A 14,772-nucleotide genomic window follows, 5' to 3' on the forward strand; every position below is an offset into this window, starting at 1 on the left:
GAGGGTATTTTGACAATTAGTGGTGGTGCGACCAGCTACCGTCTGGCGATTCCAGATAGGATTGGACCGCATCCTTCTGGCCGGTGGCGTGGCGTTTGACCTCGCCGCACTGGCAAATCCCCTGGTATGGCTGGATGTGGGAGCAGGCCGACACCTTCTGCAGGAAGACCTGGACCGATTTGCCGCATTTGGCGCATTTGAACGTGAGGGTGCGTGGAGCTTTGAGCATGATATGGGCGAGCCGCGGGCAAAGGCGCGATTCTATCATCAGCGTGCCACGGTCAGGCCACCACGTCGAGGCGGGGCCGGGCCAGCGGGCCGATCTCGTAGGCGCGCCGGACCGACTCGGACGATGGCGGCGGCTGCAGCGGCGCCGCTTGCGCGCCCTCGGTCCGCCCGGCTGTGGCCCGCTGCGTCGTCGCCGCGGTCCGCCCGGCCGTGGCCTGCTGCGTCGCCGCCGCGGCCAGCTCGGCCCGGGCCTGCTGTTCCAGCTGTTGCGCCTGGGCCGCCACGGCGCGGTCGGGGCCGGACGGGTCGGCCGGCGCCAGTGCGGCGGCCTGGATGGTGCGGGCGCGGGTGATGGTTTCCTCGGGTGTGCGTCCGGGCGAGGTGTCGATATGGACTTCGCCGCCGACGGCGTAGTCGACCCCGTTCGGTCCCCGCTGGTAGGTGTAGGCGGCGCCGGAGACGGCCAGGCCGCCGGCCGCCGCCAGGTGGGCTTGTTCATGCTGGCGCACCTCGGTGTCGCGTGCCTTGAGCTTGTCGATCAGGGCCAGCGCCTGCGGCGTCAGCGTGGTGGTGCTGGAAGGGGCGGGGGCGCCAGGTGAGGCGCCGGCGCTGGCATGGTCGTCGGCGGTGCCGGCACGGACGGCGCCGCGGGTCTGGCCGCTCGCCGTGGTCTGGCCGGCGGCAGCGCCTTGGCCGGTGGCGACGGACGCAGCGGCTTGTGGCGCCGGGGGCGGGGCGCTTGCACTGGCTGGTATGGCAACTGTGCTCATGGCGGCGTGGGTGGCTCAGACTTGTCTGAATCATAGCAAATCCATGGCCGCGTCGCTGTAGCAAATGGTTGCAATTTAAGGGGCGCCGGATCGCGGCGGGCGTCAACTGAACGGATGGCGTCGCGTTGAAGGGATGTCCGGCGACGCATTGCGCGTCGCCGCCCCAGTCCCACGCCCAAGAGGTCACGCCATGGAGCAGTCCAAGCAACCGAGCAAGGAATCCGTCCGACAGTGGTTGCAAAACCAGATCACGGGACGGCGCCCGCCACCCGACCCGCAGCAGATCCGGCGCGAACTGGGATGGGAGCTGATCCGCCTGGGGCGCCGCGCCGCCGCCCAGGAGCGGTGAGCCCGCCGGTGCCGGCCCTCCTGCCGAATCCTGCCGAATCTTGCCTGTTCCCGCCTATTCCACCATCACGGCGCTTTTGCCGCCGGCCGAGGGCCGCACCAGGATCTTGGTGGCGATGCGGTCCGTCATTTCCTGTACGTGCGAGATGACGCCGACCTTGCGCCCCATCGATTGCAATCCGTCCAGCGCATCCATGGCCACCCGCAGCGTTTCCGCATCCAGGCTGCCGAAGCCCTCGTCAATAAACAGCGACTCCACCCGCACCCGGTTGGACGACAGCGATGCCAGTCCCAGAGCAAGGGCCAGCGACACGAGGAACGATTCGCCGCCCGACAGCGAGTGCACGGAGCGCATTTCGCCGCCCATGTCCTGGTCCCGCACCAGCAGGCCGAGCGAGGGATTGGCCGGATTGGCGATGCGTTCGAGCTGGTAGCGGCGCGCCAGCTGGTTCAGATGGGCGTTGGCGTAGCCCAGCAATACCTCCAGCGTGAACTGCTGCGCATAGTTGCGGAATTTTTTACCGTCGGCCGAACCGATCAACTCGGCCATGCGCGCCCAGCGCTGCTCCACGGCTTCCTGCTGCTCGATCTCCGCCAGCACGGCCTGCGCCTGGCGGCGCCTGGCGTTGTCCTGCTCCAGCGCGAGCCGCAGGGCGGCCGCTTCGTTGTCGGCTTCAGTGCGCTCGATGGCCAGGGCCTGCAGGCGCTGTTCCAACCGAACGGCTGGCGCGGCGGGAGCGTCGGTTGGGGCCGTGCCATCGGGCAGGTCCATGGTTCGTGCCGGGGCCTCCGCTGCCGCGCCGTCCATCGCGCCATTTTCCGTCGCCAGACCGGATGCCGGACTTGCCGGCCGACTTGCCGCCGGATCCGCTGTCGCCACCGGATTGTCCGCCATCACCTCGTCCGGCGCGGGCGGGTTGAGCAGGTGCTGCGCCAGCTGCTCCCTGCGCTCGCGCAGCACGGCGGCCGCGTCGCCGGCCGCGCTGTCCAGCGCCTGCAGGGCTGCGCGCTCGCGACTGATCTCGTCCGCCGTGTGATTCAGCAGCGCGTGCAGCTGGGCCGTATCGGCCAGAGGGGACTCGGGCTGGCGCTGGTTGTAGGCCAGCAGCCAGTCGTCGAAGCGGGCGGAGGCCGACCGCGCCCCCTGGTGCAGCGCGGTCAGGGCGGCCTGCGCCTGGGCCAAGGCCTCTTCCAGGCGCGCCGCGCTATGCGCCGCCTGCTGGCCGGCGGCCTGCTGCGCCGTGACGTTGCCGCGGGCGGTATCGATGGCTGCCAGCAGCGCCTGTTCGATCGCGCGCACCTCCCTGCCACCCCACAGCGCCATGCGCGCATCCTGCGCGGCGCGCAGCGCGCTGTCGGCCAGGCTGAAGGCGTGGCGTGCCGTGGCCGCATCCTGGGATGTCTTGTCTTGCGCGGCCGTCAGCGCCTGCAGCTCGACACCGGCCGTAGCCTGCGCCACAGCGCGTTGTTCGGCCGCCTCGTGGTGCGTCTGCCAGAGCCGGCTCTCGGCCTTGCGTGCCTCATAAAACCGGGCCGGCCCGCTGCGCCAGTCGTCGCGCCAGTCCTCGGCGGGAATGTCGCCGCCGCTGAAGGCCGGGTTCAGGTCGTCGAGCAGCGCCGCCAGTTGCAGTGCCACCTCGATGCGCTGCTCGTCCAGCGCCTTCAGTTCGGCGGCCATGCCGGCCAGCGTGGCCTGCCCGGTGCTGACCTGTTCCTGCAGCCGCGTGTGGTCCGCGCCGGCCTGGTCGCAGGCCAGTTGCGCCTGGTCGCGCGCGGCGGCGGCGGCCCGCATGGCGCGTTCCTGCTGTTCGATCTGCTGCAGCTCGCCGCGTGTGGCCAGCAGCTGTGTTTCGAACCATGCGCCGCGCTGGTCTTCCTCGGGCAGCGCCGGGCTGGCGCCGGCGTCGCGCACCAGCGCATGGCTGTGCCACGCCGTCCCGGCCTGCTGCAGCGCCTCATGGACGGTCCGCGTTTCGGCGGCGATGGCGCCCAGCTGCTCGATGCACGACTGGACCGCGGCACGCTGGCTGGTTTGGCGGTCGGCGTTGGCCATCATCTGGTCGCGGCAGCGCACCACTTCCGACTGCAGGCCGGCCAGCATGGCTTGCAGGGCGCCGTCGTCATGCCGGTAGGGATGCTCGTGCGCGCCGCAGACAGGGCAGGGGGTGTCGTCTTCCAGCGTGGCGCGCAGCTTTTCCACGCTTTCCCCGCAGGCTGCTTCGGCCAGCTTCAAAGACCGTTCGGCCTGCGCAAAGGCGGCCATGATGCCCACGTGTTCCTGGCGGGCCGTGGCCAGCTGCGTCTCCGCCGCGGCCTTGGCCTGGTGCAGCTGGGCCGCCTGGGCGTCCAGCTGGCGGCTGCGGCGCTGGCGCGCGTCGAGCTCCAGCCACAGTTTTTCCGCACTGGCCAGCAGGTCGCGCCGCTGCTCGAGCTGGCGGCGCTGCTCCGGCAGCTGCCCGGCCGAGCAGGCCGCCAGCGCCCGGATGGCTTGCTGGCGCCGGGTTTCCAGTTCCTGCATGGCGGCGGCCGATGCGGCCAGCCGCTGGCCGGCCTGTTCCTGCTGTTCGCGCTGCGCCTGTGCGACACGTTGCGCGCGGGTCAGCTCGCGCGCCAGTTTTTCGGCTTGCGATGCCGCCTGTCCGGCCTGCACGAACAGCACTTCCCAACGCTCCCAGGAGGTGGCCAGGGCCTGCCATTGCTGGTGCTGTTGCAGCCAGACGGCGCCGCTTTCCTGCGCCGCCTGCAGCTTGCGGCGCTGTTCCTGCTTGTCGCGCAGCGCGTCGCCGGCCTGGGTATCCGCCTGGTCGGCCTTGTCGCGCAGGGTGGCGGCCTGCCGGTAGGCCGGCATCATCGCTTCGATGCGGGCGTCCAGCGCCTTGGCCTGGTCCAGTTGCGGCGCGGCCGCGCGCTGGGCCTGTTCGGCTTCCAGCAATTGCGCCGCCGCCCGCGCCAGGGCATCCGCTGCCTGCTGCTGCGCCAGCCGGGCTTGCGCCGCTTGTTCCGTGCGGGCCGCGATGGCCGTCCCGGTGCGCGCGATGTCGCCGTCAATGCGCGCCATGTCGTCGGCCAGTGGGCGCGCGGCCTGCACCGCTTCGATACGGGCCAGCGCTGCCCGGCGCGGCGCGGCTCCCTCCGCTTCGGCCGCGCTGGCCTGCCACGACTGCAGTGCCTGCGCTTCGGCGGTGCGCAACCTGTCGGCCTGCTGGTGCCAGCGCAGCTGTTGTTCCAGCATGGCCTTGCGCCGGTCCAGCGCCGCCAGCGCCGCCTGGGCATCGGCGTATTGCTGCTCGTGGGCGGCGCGCGCATCGGCGCCGAGCGGTTTCTGGTCCGCCAGGCGCAGGTTCAGCTGTTGCAGCCTGGCCTGTTCCAGCTTGGCCCGTTCGAAGGCGCGGATCGAGATGTTGCTGTAGACGGTGCTGCCGGTCAGCGTTTCCAGCAGTTCGCCCCGTTCGTTGTCTTCCGCCTTGAGGAAGGTGGAAAACTCGTTCTGGGCCAGCAGCACGGCGCGCGTAAATTGGTCGAACGACAGGCCGATCCGCTTTTCGATCTCGGCCTTGACTTCGGTCTTGGTGCCGCCCACCGGCTGCAGGGCCGGCAGCAGCAGCAGGCTCATGGCCGTCGGCTGCAGGGCGCCTTCGGCCCGCGTGCGCGAACGGCGCACGCTCCAGCGCGCCCGGTAGCTGGCGCCGTCGTTGCCGACGAAATCGACTTCCGCATAGCCTTCGGCCGCGCCGCGGCGCAGCAGATTGCGCGGGTCCTGGGTCGAGATGGTTTCCGCACCCACGTCCGGCAGCACGCTGCGGCCCAGCGCCTTGAGCAGGCGCGGGGTGGCGTCGTACAACGCCAGGCACAGGGCGTCGAGCAGGGTGCTTTTGCCGGCCCCGGTCGGGCCGCTGATGGCGAACAGGCCGGAGGAGGCCAATGGCTCCTGCTCGAAGTCCACCTGGAATTCACCGGCCAGCGAGGCCAGGTTCTTACCGCCGATTTTCAGTATCTTCATGGTCGTGTGCTGGGTCAGGCGCCGGGGAGCATCAGTTCGGCGAAAGCGCTCAGCTGGTCGGCCGGGGCATCGCTGCCGAATTTTTGCTGATACAGGCGCTTGAAGATGTCGTCCGGCTTGAGCTGGTCCAATTGGTCCAGCGTCATGGCCGGGTGTTGCGGGTCGCGTTCGCGGGCGGCGCTGGACGTTTCGATCTTCGCCAGCCGTAGCGGCTTGCCATCGATGGCGGCCTCAATGCGCGCCCGCAGGCTTGGCTCGGGCGCGTCCAGCCGCACCCGCACTTCCAGCAGCGGCTGGGCGTGGAGCTCGGCCGGCGCCGGCGCCAGCGCGGCCAGTTCCTCCAGCACCTGCGCCAGCGGTGCCGGCTTGGCCGGTACCCGCAGCAACGCGACTGCGCGCGGCACGGGCAGCGGCGTGACGGCGCTTACCTGCTCTCCCTTCACGTCGATCAGCAGGACCTGATGCTGGTAGCCCACCTCCGCGAACGAGAGCGGGATCGGGCTGCCGCAGTAGCGGACGTGCTGCTGCTTGCCGACCGTTTGCGCCAGGTGCAGGTGGCCCAGCGCCGCGTAGGCGATGGCGGGGCCGAAGATCCCGGCCGGCAGCATTTCCGTGCCGCCGATGACGATGCGTCGTTCCGAGTCGTTCGACATCTGGCCATCGACCATGTGGCAGTGGCCCATGGCGACGATGGCCTGGCCCGGCTGGCGGCGCGCCTCGGCCAGCGCCAGCGCCTGCCGGTACAGCAGGGCGATGCCGGCCAGGTAGGGATCGCCGCCCGCCGCGCCGCCTTCGGTCGCGGCAGCTGCGCCAGCACCAGCACCCGCATCCGCTCCGGCACCGGCACCGGCACCAAGTTCGGCACCGGCACCAGATTCGGCACCGCCATCGCCAATTGGCGCCGACAGCAGCGCGGGCGCGCGCGGCACGTCGCCCGGGCGCAGGAAGGGCACGGCCAGGCACCAGGCCCGCACCGCGCCGTCGCGGCCGGTGAGCGGCAGCACCAGCTGTTCCAGGTCGATCATGCCGTCCGCGCCGCGCTGCACATTGCCCACCACCCGCGTGCGGTGCGCTTCGAGCAGCGGGCCGGGCGCCTCCAGCCGCCCCGGCGAGTCGTGATTGCCGGCGATGACCACCAGGTTCAGGTGCGGCACGCGCTCGCTGGCCTGCTGCAGGAAGCGGTACAGCTGGCGCTGGGAGGCTGCCGACGGATTGGCGTTGTCGAACACGTCGCCGGCGATCAGCAGCGCATCGACCTGCTGCGCGACGATGGTGTCGAGCAGCCAGTCCAGGAAGCACTGGTGCTCGTAGGCGCGGTCGAAATTGTGGAGCGACTGGCCCAGGTGCCAGTCGGAGGTGTGCAGCAGACGCATGGAGATAGGGAGGTGCGGGCGGTAAAGCGCACAATATAGCGCAAGATGGGCCGTTGCGGTTTGATGCAGTCGCGGTTCCCGCCTTGCCGGCGGACCGGCCGCGCCGCTGGCCCGGTGGCGGCGTGACTCAGGCCGCGTGCACCGCCGGTTGCGGCGGCCCGGCGCGGAAGGTGTTGCGGCCGGCCTGCTTGGCTTCGTACAGCAGCACGTCGGCCCGGTTGAGCAATTCGGCCGGCGTCATGTCCTCGTCGCTGTAGAAAGTGAGGCCGATGCTGGCCGAAACGGTCACCACCGTGCCATCGAGGTCGAACGGCGCCTGCATCGCACTGACGATCTTCCCGGCCAGCATGGCCGCATCCTCGGTGCGGCTGACGCGCTCCATGATGATAGTGAATTCGTCGCCGCCCAGCCGGGCGATGGTGTCACTGGCCCGCATGGCGTGGGTCAGGCGGGCCGAGAACGACTTGAGCAGGGCGTCGCCCACGCTGTGGCCGTAGGTGTCGTTGACGGGCTTGAAGCGGTCGATGTCCATGTACATGACGGCCATCATGCTGGCGTTGTCGCGGCAGCCGGCCATGGCCTCGTGCAGCTTTTGCAGGAAGCCGGCGCGGTTGGTCAGCCCGGTCAGGGCGTCGATCTGCGACAGCTTGAGCAGGCGCTGCTTCTCGCGCTTTTGCGCCGTGATGTCCTGGCGCATGACATGAAAGCCGATCACGGTGATGCCGTCCACGTCGTGCTGCGGAATGTACACCACCTCGAAGGTGCGTTCATAGTCCTGGCTGTTGTCCACCTCCTCGAACTGCAACGTCTCGCCGCGCAGCACGCGCTTGATGTAGGGGGCCAGGAAGGCGTAGCGCTCCTCGCCGACGGTCTCGCGCACGCTCTTGCCCTGCACGTGCAGGCCGCTGCGGTTGAATTCGCGTTCGTAGGCGATGTTGTGGAAGCGGTAGATTTCCTCGAAATCGATGTAGGCTATCATGGCCGGCAGCGTGTCGGCGATGGTGCGCAGGCGCGCTTCGCTTTCACGCAGCGCCATCACCGACTTGCGCATCAGCGTGATGTCGTCGAGCGTACCGACGTAGCCGTACAGCTGGCCGTCGACGGTCATGGCCGCCACCTTGAACGAGATCCAGATCACTTCGCCGTCCGGACGCAGGCAGCGCACGATGTCCTGGAACGGCTCGCGCGTTTCGGCCATGCGCTGCATTGACACCACCATTTCCTGGCGGTCGTTCGGATGCACGGCTTCGAGCCAGGCACTGCCCAGCGCCTGCTCGCGCGTCAGTCCGGTGATGGCCTCGAAGCTGCGGTTGACGTAGGTGCAGTAGCCGCCGGGATCGGCATGCATCAGCCCCAGTGGCGAAGCATCGTTGACGGCGGCCAGTTCCGCCTGGTTCTTGCGCATCGCCAGTTCGCTTTCCTTGCGGGCCGTGATGTCACGCGTGGTGACGGCCACCCCGTTGTCGATCGCGACGATCTGGTGGCGCAGCCAGCGCACCCCGCCGGGCAGGAAGTCGACCTCGTATTCCTCCTCCAGCGCCTGGCCCGTCTGCAGCACGTGCTGATATTTGTCGAGGAAGCCCCGCTCGCGCAGCTGCGGCACGACGTCGAGCACGCGCTGGCCCAGCAGCTCGTCGCGCGGACGGTCCAGCAGCTGGGCGCCCCGTTCGTTCATGTCGGCGAAGGTAAAGTCGACGATGGCGTACGGCTTTTCCTGGGCGCGGCAGGCGCGCATCAGGTAGACGGCGTCGAGGCTGGCGTTGGCCGCCGCGCGCAGCATCAGCTGGGCCTCGTTGACCTGGCGCGCGCTGCGGCGCAGGCGCCGCGCCTGCTGCATCAGCAGCCCGCAAAACAGCAGCACCAGCAACGAGGCCACCGTCACGGCGCCGTAGTACACGTTGCGCTGGCGGGCGAAACGGGCCAGCGCCGCGCGCGTGGTGATGCCGACCACCGCCGTCAGGCCGAAGCGCGGCATGTCGCGGAAGCTGTAGATGCGCTGGACGCGGTCGAACGGGCGGCGCAGCACCAGCTCGTCCGGGTTGTCGGCGCCGGTGCTGAAGTCGAGCGCGTCGCTGATCATCAGGTGTTCGTCCACGCGGCCCGTGGCCAGGCCGCCGTCGCGGCTCACCAGCATCACGGCGCCCTGGTCCTCCACGTTCAGGCGATCGTAGTCCTCGACGAAAATGGCCGGATCGATCATGACGAGGAACACCCCGGCGAAGCTGCCGTCACGTCCGTTCAGGCGGCGCGAGAGCTGGATCTGCCACTTCTTGGTGGCCGGCTCGACGACCGGGGTGGCCACCAGGGCGGTGTCCTCGGCGCTGGCGGCGTGGCTGCGGAAGAAGGCCTGGCGGCCGATGCCGGGGGCGAAATAGCCGTTCTGGCTATCGAGTACCTTGCCGTCCGCGTCGAGCAGGGCCATCGGCAACTCGAGCCGGGTCGGCAGCAGCGAGTCGAGCAGGCCGTTGCGGCGGCTGAATTCGGCCAGCCGCAGGGCGCCTCCCGTTTCCTCGAACTTGAGCTTGAACAGCTGGGTGGCATGGTCCGTCTGGCGCAGCAGGTGGTTGGCATGCTCGGCCAGCGTGCGCGCCAGCGACTGGCTGTGCTGGACGGCCTCGAAGCGCGCATTCTGCAGCTCCTGGCCGACCTGGTACAGCACCGCCGTCCACATGGCGCCCAAAAGCGCCAGCGCGAAGACCGGTAGCAGTATCAACTGATACAGACGGCGCAGTTGGCGCAGGGCAGGGTGGGCGGCGATCCGTGTCATTGAGCGTTCTGCATTCCCCGCATCGGAGGCGATATGCCGCAGCCAGGCGGACTTCAAACTTCAAGGTGAATGCGCCTATTCTGCACGGATTTGCCCGCCTTGGGGTACGCGCACGGGAAATTAATGTGTCGCATGGCATCACGCCGGTGGTACAAAAAATACAGGCAATGTTGATTTCTTTATTAGAATAGACGTTCCGCGCACCGCGCCGGGGGCCGTGCGGCCGCCGGCCCACACCAGAGGAAGCAGGATTTGACCGTACCGACTTTGACACTGGCGGCCGCCCGTGCCCTGCACCTGGCCGCCCAGGGCTTGCTGCAGCCGCGCCGCCGCAAGGCCGTCCAGCCCGACGTGCTGGACGCCATCCGCCAGATGGGCGTGCTGCAGATCGACACCATCCACGTGGTCGCGCGCAGTCCCTATCTGGTGTTGTGGAGCCGGCTGGGCGACTATCCGCAGCCGTGGCTGGAGCAGCTGCTGGCGCAGGGTGCGCTGTTCGAATACTGGGCCCACGAGGCGTGCTTTGTACCGGTAGAGGACTATGGACTGTACCGGCACAGGATGATAGACCCCGGTTCCATGGGCTGGAAGTACTCGGAGACGTGGATGCGCGAACGGCGCGCCGACGTCGACGCCGTGCTGGCGCACATCCGCACCCACGGCCCGACCCGTTCGGCCGACTTCGAGCGTACCGACGGCCAGAGCTGCGGCTGGTGGGGCTGGAAGCCGGAAAAGCGCTCGCTGGAAGTGCTGTTCACGGCCGGGGTGCTGATGATCGCCCGCCGCCACAACTTCCAGCGCGTCTACGACTTGGCCGAGCGGGTGCTGCCGGACTGGGACGACAGCCGCATGCCATCCATGGAGCAGACCCGGCGCACGCTGGTGCTGAAGGCCGTCAAGGCGCTGGGCGTGGCCCGCGCCGGCTGGATCAGCGATTATTTCCGCACCAAGCCGCCGCGCCTGGACCCGCAGGCGCTGGTGGCCGAAGGGGCGCTGCTGGAGGCGCGCGTGGCCGGCTGGGACGACCCCGTCTATGTGCATCCGGACCACGCCGCGCTGCTCGACGCGGCCGCCGCCGGCGCCCTGGCGCCCACCCTGACCACCATCCTGTCGCCGTTCGACCCGGTGGTGTGGGACCGCCGCCGCGCCCAGGAACTGTTCGGCTTCGACTACCGGCTTGAATGCTATACGCCGGCCGAACAGCGCCGCTACGGCTATTTCACGCTGCCCATCCTGCGCCGCGGCGCGCTGGTGGGGCGGGTGGACGCCAAGGCGCACCGCCGCGCCGGCACATTCGAACTGAAGTCGCTGGCGCTGGAGCCGGGCGCGCGCCTGAGCGAGCGCTTCGTGCGCGACGTGGCCGCCGCCCTGCAGCGCTGCGCGCACTGGCACGGCTGCCCCGCCGTGCAGGTGAACGACACCGTACCGTCACACTTCGCGCCGCTGTTACGGGCCCAGCTCAACCTCATCAACCAAGAACAGAAAGCCGCTTCCGCATGATATTGCCCGCCGCCCCCGCCAGCCTGCTCGGTCCCGACGGCCAACCCCTGTTTGGCCGCTACGCGGGCCAGGTCGACCGCTTCGACTGGTCCGCGCTGGCCGCGCCCCATGCCCGCGGCGCCCTGTGGCGCCGCTTCCACCACAAGCGCTGGCACTACGTGGCGCTGGGAACGGAGCACATCTTCTGCGCCGTCGCCATTGTCGACGTGGGCTGGACCAGCACCGCCTTCGCCTACGCCTTCGACCGCGACGACGGCGACATGGTGGCCAATTTCTCCCAGGACGGCCTGCCCGGCCTGTCGGCCACGCTGGCCGATAGTGCGGCCGGCGCCAGCCGCTTCAAGACGCGCCGCAGCGACATCGCCATCGACAGCCCGGAGCCGGGCCGCTACCGGCTGGCGCTGCGCTGCGATTTCCTGGAGATCGAGGCCGAGTTTGGTACCGCCCCTGGCGCCAGCACGGCGCCGCTGCTGCTGGCCTGCGGCGCCGTGGCCAACGGTTCCGTGCACGCCACCCAGAAGTCCACTGCCATGCCCGTGACGGGAACGGTGCGCACCTTCCGCGACGAGTACGACCTGGCCGGCGGCGTGGCCAGCTTCGATTATTCGAACGGCCTGCTGGCGCGCGAGACGTCCTGGCGCTGGGCCTCGGCCCACAACCTGGAGCTGGGCTTCAACCTGCAGGCCGGCTATTTCGGCGCCAACGAGAACGCCCTGTGGCTGGACGGCCAGCTGCACGGGCTGGGACCGGCCCACTTCCTGTACGATAGCAGCGACCCGCTCGCGCGCTGGCACATCTTCACCGAGGACGACCAGCTGGAACTGTTCTTCACGCCGGAAGGGGCGCGCCGCGAGAACAAGAACCTGGTGGTGGCGGCCAGCCGCTACCTGCAGCCGATCGGCACCTTCAGCGGCTGGGTGCGCACGGCGCCCGACGCGCCCAAGCGCATGGTCAACCAGCTGGTGGGCGTGACGGAAGACCACAGTTCGCGCTGGTAGCGCACACCAAGGCCAGACACAGCACAGCGCGGCGCGAGCCGGGAGAATCCAGCATGAGCATCAAACACCTCAAGCATCTGTTCGCACCGGCCTCGGTGGCCGTGATCGGCGCCTCCGACAAGCCGCAGCGCATCGGCACCCGCGTGCTGGCCAACCTGGCCGAAGGCGGCTACGGCGGCGCGCTGTGGCCCGTCAATCCCCGCCACGAGCGCTTGCACGGCCTGCCGTGCTACGGCAAGCCGGGCGCGCTGCCGGCGGCGCCGGAACTGGCCATTTTGTGCACGCCGCCGGCCACCATTGCCGGCCTGATCGCGGACCTGGGTGCGCGCGGCACGCGCGCCGCCATCGTCATGACGGCCGGCTTGGGGGCGCACCGCGCGGGCGGGCGCAGCGTGCGCCAGGCCATGCTGGAGGCGGCCCGGCCGCACCGGCTGCGCATCCTCGGTCCCGGCAGCGTGGGCCTGCAGGTGCCGGCGCTGGGCCTGAACGCCAGCTTCACCCACCTGGGCGCGGCGGCCGGCAAGCTCGCCTTCGTGTCGCAGTCGGGCGCGCTGGGGACGGCGGTGCTGGACTGGGCCAGCCTGCGCGGCATCGGCTTTTCCACCTTTGTCGCCATGGGCGAGGGCGCCGACGTCGATTTCGGCGACCTGCTCGACTATCTGGCGGCCGACAACGACACGAGTGCCATCCTGCTGTGCGTGGAGCAGATCAGCTGCGCCCGCAAGTTCATGTCGGCCGGGCGCCTGGCCGCGCGCGGCAAGCCGGTGATCGTGCTGAAGGTGGGCCGCGACCCGGAGCCGGAGGCCGACCTGGCGTTCGACGCGGCCATCCGCCGCGCCGGCATGCTGCGCGTGTATTCGACGGAAGACCTGTTCGACGCCGTCGAGACGCTGGCCCGCACCCGCCAGCAGCGCGGCGAGCGGCTGGCCGTGCTGACCAACGGCGGCGGCCTGGGCCTGATCGCGGCCGACGCCCTGCAGACGGGCGGCGCCCGGCTCGCCACGCTGTCGCCGGAAACGCTGGAGCGGCTGCGCCAGGTGCAGGCGCCGCAGGCCAACCCGGTCGACCTGCTGGCCGACGCGCCGGTGGAACGCTACAGCGGCGCCGTCGAGGCGCTGCTGCACGAGCCGCAGGCCGACGCCTTGCTGTTCCTGCATGCGCCCACGGCCATGGTGCCCAGCGCCCTGATCGCCGAGGCGCTGGCGCCGCAGCTGCAGGCGGCCAGCCGCAACGTGCTCTCGTGCTGGCTGGGCGGGCGTTCCGTGGCGGCCGCCCGCCAGCGCTTCAGCGACGCCGGCCTGCCCACTTACGACACGCCCGAGAAGGCCGTGCACGGCTTCCTGCAAAGCGTGCAGTACCGCCGCAACCAGGAGCTGCTGATGGAAGTGCCGGCCCGGGTGCCGGCCGCCGCCGCGCCCCAGCGGGCCGCGGCCCAGGCACTGGTGACGGCGGCGCTGGCGGCCGGCCACACGGCGCTCGATGCGCGCGACACTTGCGCGCTGCTGGCCGCCTACGGCATTCCCATGGCGGCCACGGAATTTGCGGCCGATGTGGAACAGGCGCTGGCGGCGGCGCGCCGCATCGGCTATCCGGTCGCGCTCAAGGCCGGCGCGCACGATATCGGCCGCAAGGCCGAGGTGGGCGGCGTGGTGCTGGACCTGGAGGACGACGCCATGCTGTCGGCGGCCGCCGGCGCCATGCGCGAGCGGGTGCGGCGGCTGCGGCCGCAGGCCGGTCCCGGCTTCGCCGTGCAGCAGATGGCGCGCCGGCCGCAGGCGCAGGAACTGGCGATCCGGGTCCGGGCCGATCCCGTGTTCGGGCCGGTGATCCTGTTCGGCCAGGGCGGCCCGGCGGCCGAGGTGGCCGACGACCGGGTGGCCGGCCTGCCGCCGTTGAACATGGTGCTGGCGCGCGACATGGTGGGCCGCACCCGGGTGGCGCGCCTGCTGGCCGGCTACGGCGACCACGCCCCGGCCGACGCCGAGGCCATCGGCCGCGCGCTGGTGCAGGTGGCCGAGATGGTGGCCGACCTGCCGGAGCTGGCCGAACTCGATATCAATCCGCTGCTGGCCGACGCCGGCGGCGTGCTGGCACTGGACGCCGACATCCGGCTGGCGCCGCCGCGCGCCACGGACAACATGGCGATCCGCCCCTATCCGCAGGAACTGGAGCAGGAACTGGCGTGGCAGGGCCGCACCATCGTGCTGCGCCCGATCCGGCCCGAGGACGCGCCCCAGCACCTGAAGTTCTTCCGCGCGCTGGCGCCGGACGACGTGCGGCTGCGCTTCTTCTCGGCCATGCGCGATTTGCCGCCGGCCCAGCTGGCGCGCCTGACCCAGATCGATTACGACCGCGCCATGGCCTTCATCGCCACCGCCGCCGGCGCCGGCGGCCAGCCCGAAACGCTGGGCGTGGTGCGGGCCGTGGTCGACGCCGACAACCAGAGCGCCGAATTTGCCATCATCGTGCGCTCCGACCTCAAGGGGCTGGGCCTGGGCCGCATCCTGTTCCAGAAGCTGGTCGACTATTTCCGCAGCCGGGGCACGGCCGAACTGAGCGGCGAGGCTTTGTCGGAAAACAACGGTGTGCAGAACCTGGTGCGCCACTTCGGCGGCGCCGTGCTGCCCCATGCGGAGGCGGGCATGGTCAACCTGCGCCTGCCGTTGCAGGGCGCGCACTGATGCGGCGCAGCATTTGATATTGCACAAGACGCCGTTGTCGGAATTCTTTACACTGGTATTCCTCGCTTGACGCTGCCGCCCCCTTTGCGGTTCCGCGAGACAATAAT

General features: G+C 70.2%; 9 protein-coding genes. 4 read left to right on the forward strand and 5 right to left on the reverse strand.

All coding sequences use genetic code 11. The features are described from left to right. Positions 1–16: 16 nt before the first annotated feature. Together AC3WOS_RS23095 and AC3WOS_RS23100 are read right to left on the reverse strand one after the other, a co-directional pair. Positions 17–229 carry a hypothetical protein gene (locus AC3WOS_RS23095; protein WP_492718921.1) on the reverse strand — a complete coding sequence of 71 codons (213 nt, stop codon included), beginning with the start codon at positions 227–229 and terminating at the stop codon, positions 17–19. 52 nt (positions 230–281) lie between these two features. Then, positions 282–998, reverse strand: a complete 717-nt coding sequence (locus AC3WOS_RS23100; RefSeq protein ID WP_492718923.1) for a putative metalloprotease CJM1_0395 family protein — start codon at positions 996–998, stop codon at positions 282–284. Between the two features lie 190 nt (positions 999–1,188). Between AC3WOS_RS23100 and AC3WOS_RS23105 the strand changes: the two genes are divergently transcribed. Continuing rightward, entirely contained in the window at positions 1,189–1,347 is a 159-nt protein-coding gene (locus tag AC3WOS_RS23105) for a hypothetical protein (RefSeq protein WP_492718925.1), read from the forward strand. A gap of 54 nt (positions 1,348–1,401) precedes the next feature. On the opposite strand, the gene AC3WOS_RS23110 is transcribed toward AC3WOS_RS23105, so the two are convergent. The 3 genes from AC3WOS_RS23110 to AC3WOS_RS23120 form a co-directional block, all read right to left on the reverse strand. Continuing rightward, on the reverse strand, positions 1,402–5,346 hold the full coding sequence (locus AC3WOS_RS23110) for an AAA family ATPase (protein WP_492718927.1): 3,945 nt from the start codon (positions 5,344–5,346) through the stop codon (positions 1,402–1,404). 14 nt (positions 5,347–5,360) lie between these two features. After that, complete coding sequence (locus AC3WOS_RS23115; RefSeq protein WP_492718929.1) at positions 5,361–6,719, reverse strand: exonuclease SbcCD subunit D C-terminal domain-containing protein; 1,359 nt, start codon at positions 6,717–6,719, stop codon at positions 5,361–5,363. A gap of 127 nt (positions 6,720–6,846) precedes the next feature. Then, a complete protein-coding gene (locus tag AC3WOS_RS23120) occupies positions 6,847–9,486 on the reverse strand; it encodes a sensor domain-containing diguanylate cyclase (RefSeq protein WP_492718931.1) in 2,640 nt (879 codons plus the stop codon). A gap of 252 nt (positions 9,487–9,738) precedes the next feature. Here AC3WOS_RS23120 and AC3WOS_RS23125 point away from each other — a divergent pair, with 252 nt between their 5' ends. Genes AC3WOS_RS23125 through AC3WOS_RS23135 form a run of 3 tightly spaced genes read left to right on the forward strand, consistent with a single transcriptional unit; the run spans position 9,739 to position 14,665 of the window. Further along, positions 9,739–10,986 carry a winged helix-turn-helix domain-containing protein gene (locus tag AC3WOS_RS23125; protein WP_492718933.1) on the forward strand — a complete coding sequence of 416 codons (1,248 nt, stop codon included), beginning with the start codon at positions 9,739–9,741 and terminating at the stop codon, positions 10,984–10,986. After that, positions 10,983–11,984 carry a DUF2804 domain-containing protein gene (locus tag AC3WOS_RS23130; RefSeq protein ID WP_492718935.1) on the forward strand — a complete coding sequence of 334 codons (1,002 nt, stop codon included), beginning with the start codon at positions 10,983–10,985 and terminating at the stop codon, positions 11,982–11,984. Before AC3WOS_RS23125 ends, AC3WOS_RS23130 begins: the two co-directional genes overlap by 4 nt. A 53-nt stretch (positions 11,985–12,037) precedes the next feature. Continuing rightward, positions 12,038–14,665 carry a bifunctional acetate--CoA ligase family protein/GNAT family N-acetyltransferase gene (locus AC3WOS_RS23135; protein ID WP_492718937.1) on the forward strand — a complete coding sequence of 876 codons (2,628 nt, stop codon included), beginning with the start codon at positions 12,038–12,040 and terminating at the stop codon, positions 14,663–14,665. Positions 14,666–14,772: the final 107 nt, after the last annotated feature.

The sequence above is a fragment of the Rugamonas sp. FW305-51 genome, from assembly GCF_058786935.1.

Coding starts and splice junctions, on each gene's coding strand:
- AC3WOS_RS23095 (WP_492718921.1), bottom strand. CDS start 229: ATGCTCAAAGCTCCACGCACCCTCACGTTCAAATGCGCCAAATGCGGC.
- AC3WOS_RS23100 (WP_492718923.1), bottom strand. CDS start 998: ATGAGCACAGTTGCCATACCAGCCAGTGCAAGCGCCCCGCCCCCGGCG.
- AC3WOS_RS23105 (WP_492718925.1), top strand. CDS start 1,189: ATGGAGCAGTCCAAGCAACCGAGCAAGGAATCCGTCCGACAGTGGTTG.
- AC3WOS_RS23110 (WP_492718927.1), bottom strand. CDS start 5,346: ATGAAGATACTGAAAATCGGCGGTAAGAACCTGGCCTCGCTGGCCGGT.
- AC3WOS_RS23115 (WP_492718929.1), bottom strand. CDS start 6,719: ATGCGTCTGCTGCACACCTCCGACTGGCACCTGGGCCAGTCGCTCCAC.
- AC3WOS_RS23120 (WP_492718931.1), bottom strand. CDS start 9,486: ATGACACGGATCGCCGCCCACCCTGCCCTGCGCCAACTGCGCCGTCTG.
- AC3WOS_RS23130 (WP_492718935.1), top strand. CDS start 10,983: ATGATATTGCCCGCCGCCCCCGCCAGCCTGCTCGGTCCCGACGGCCAA.
- AC3WOS_RS23135 (WP_492718937.1), top strand. CDS start 12,038: ATGAGCATCAAACACCTCAAGCATCTGTTCGCACCGGCCTCGGTGGCC.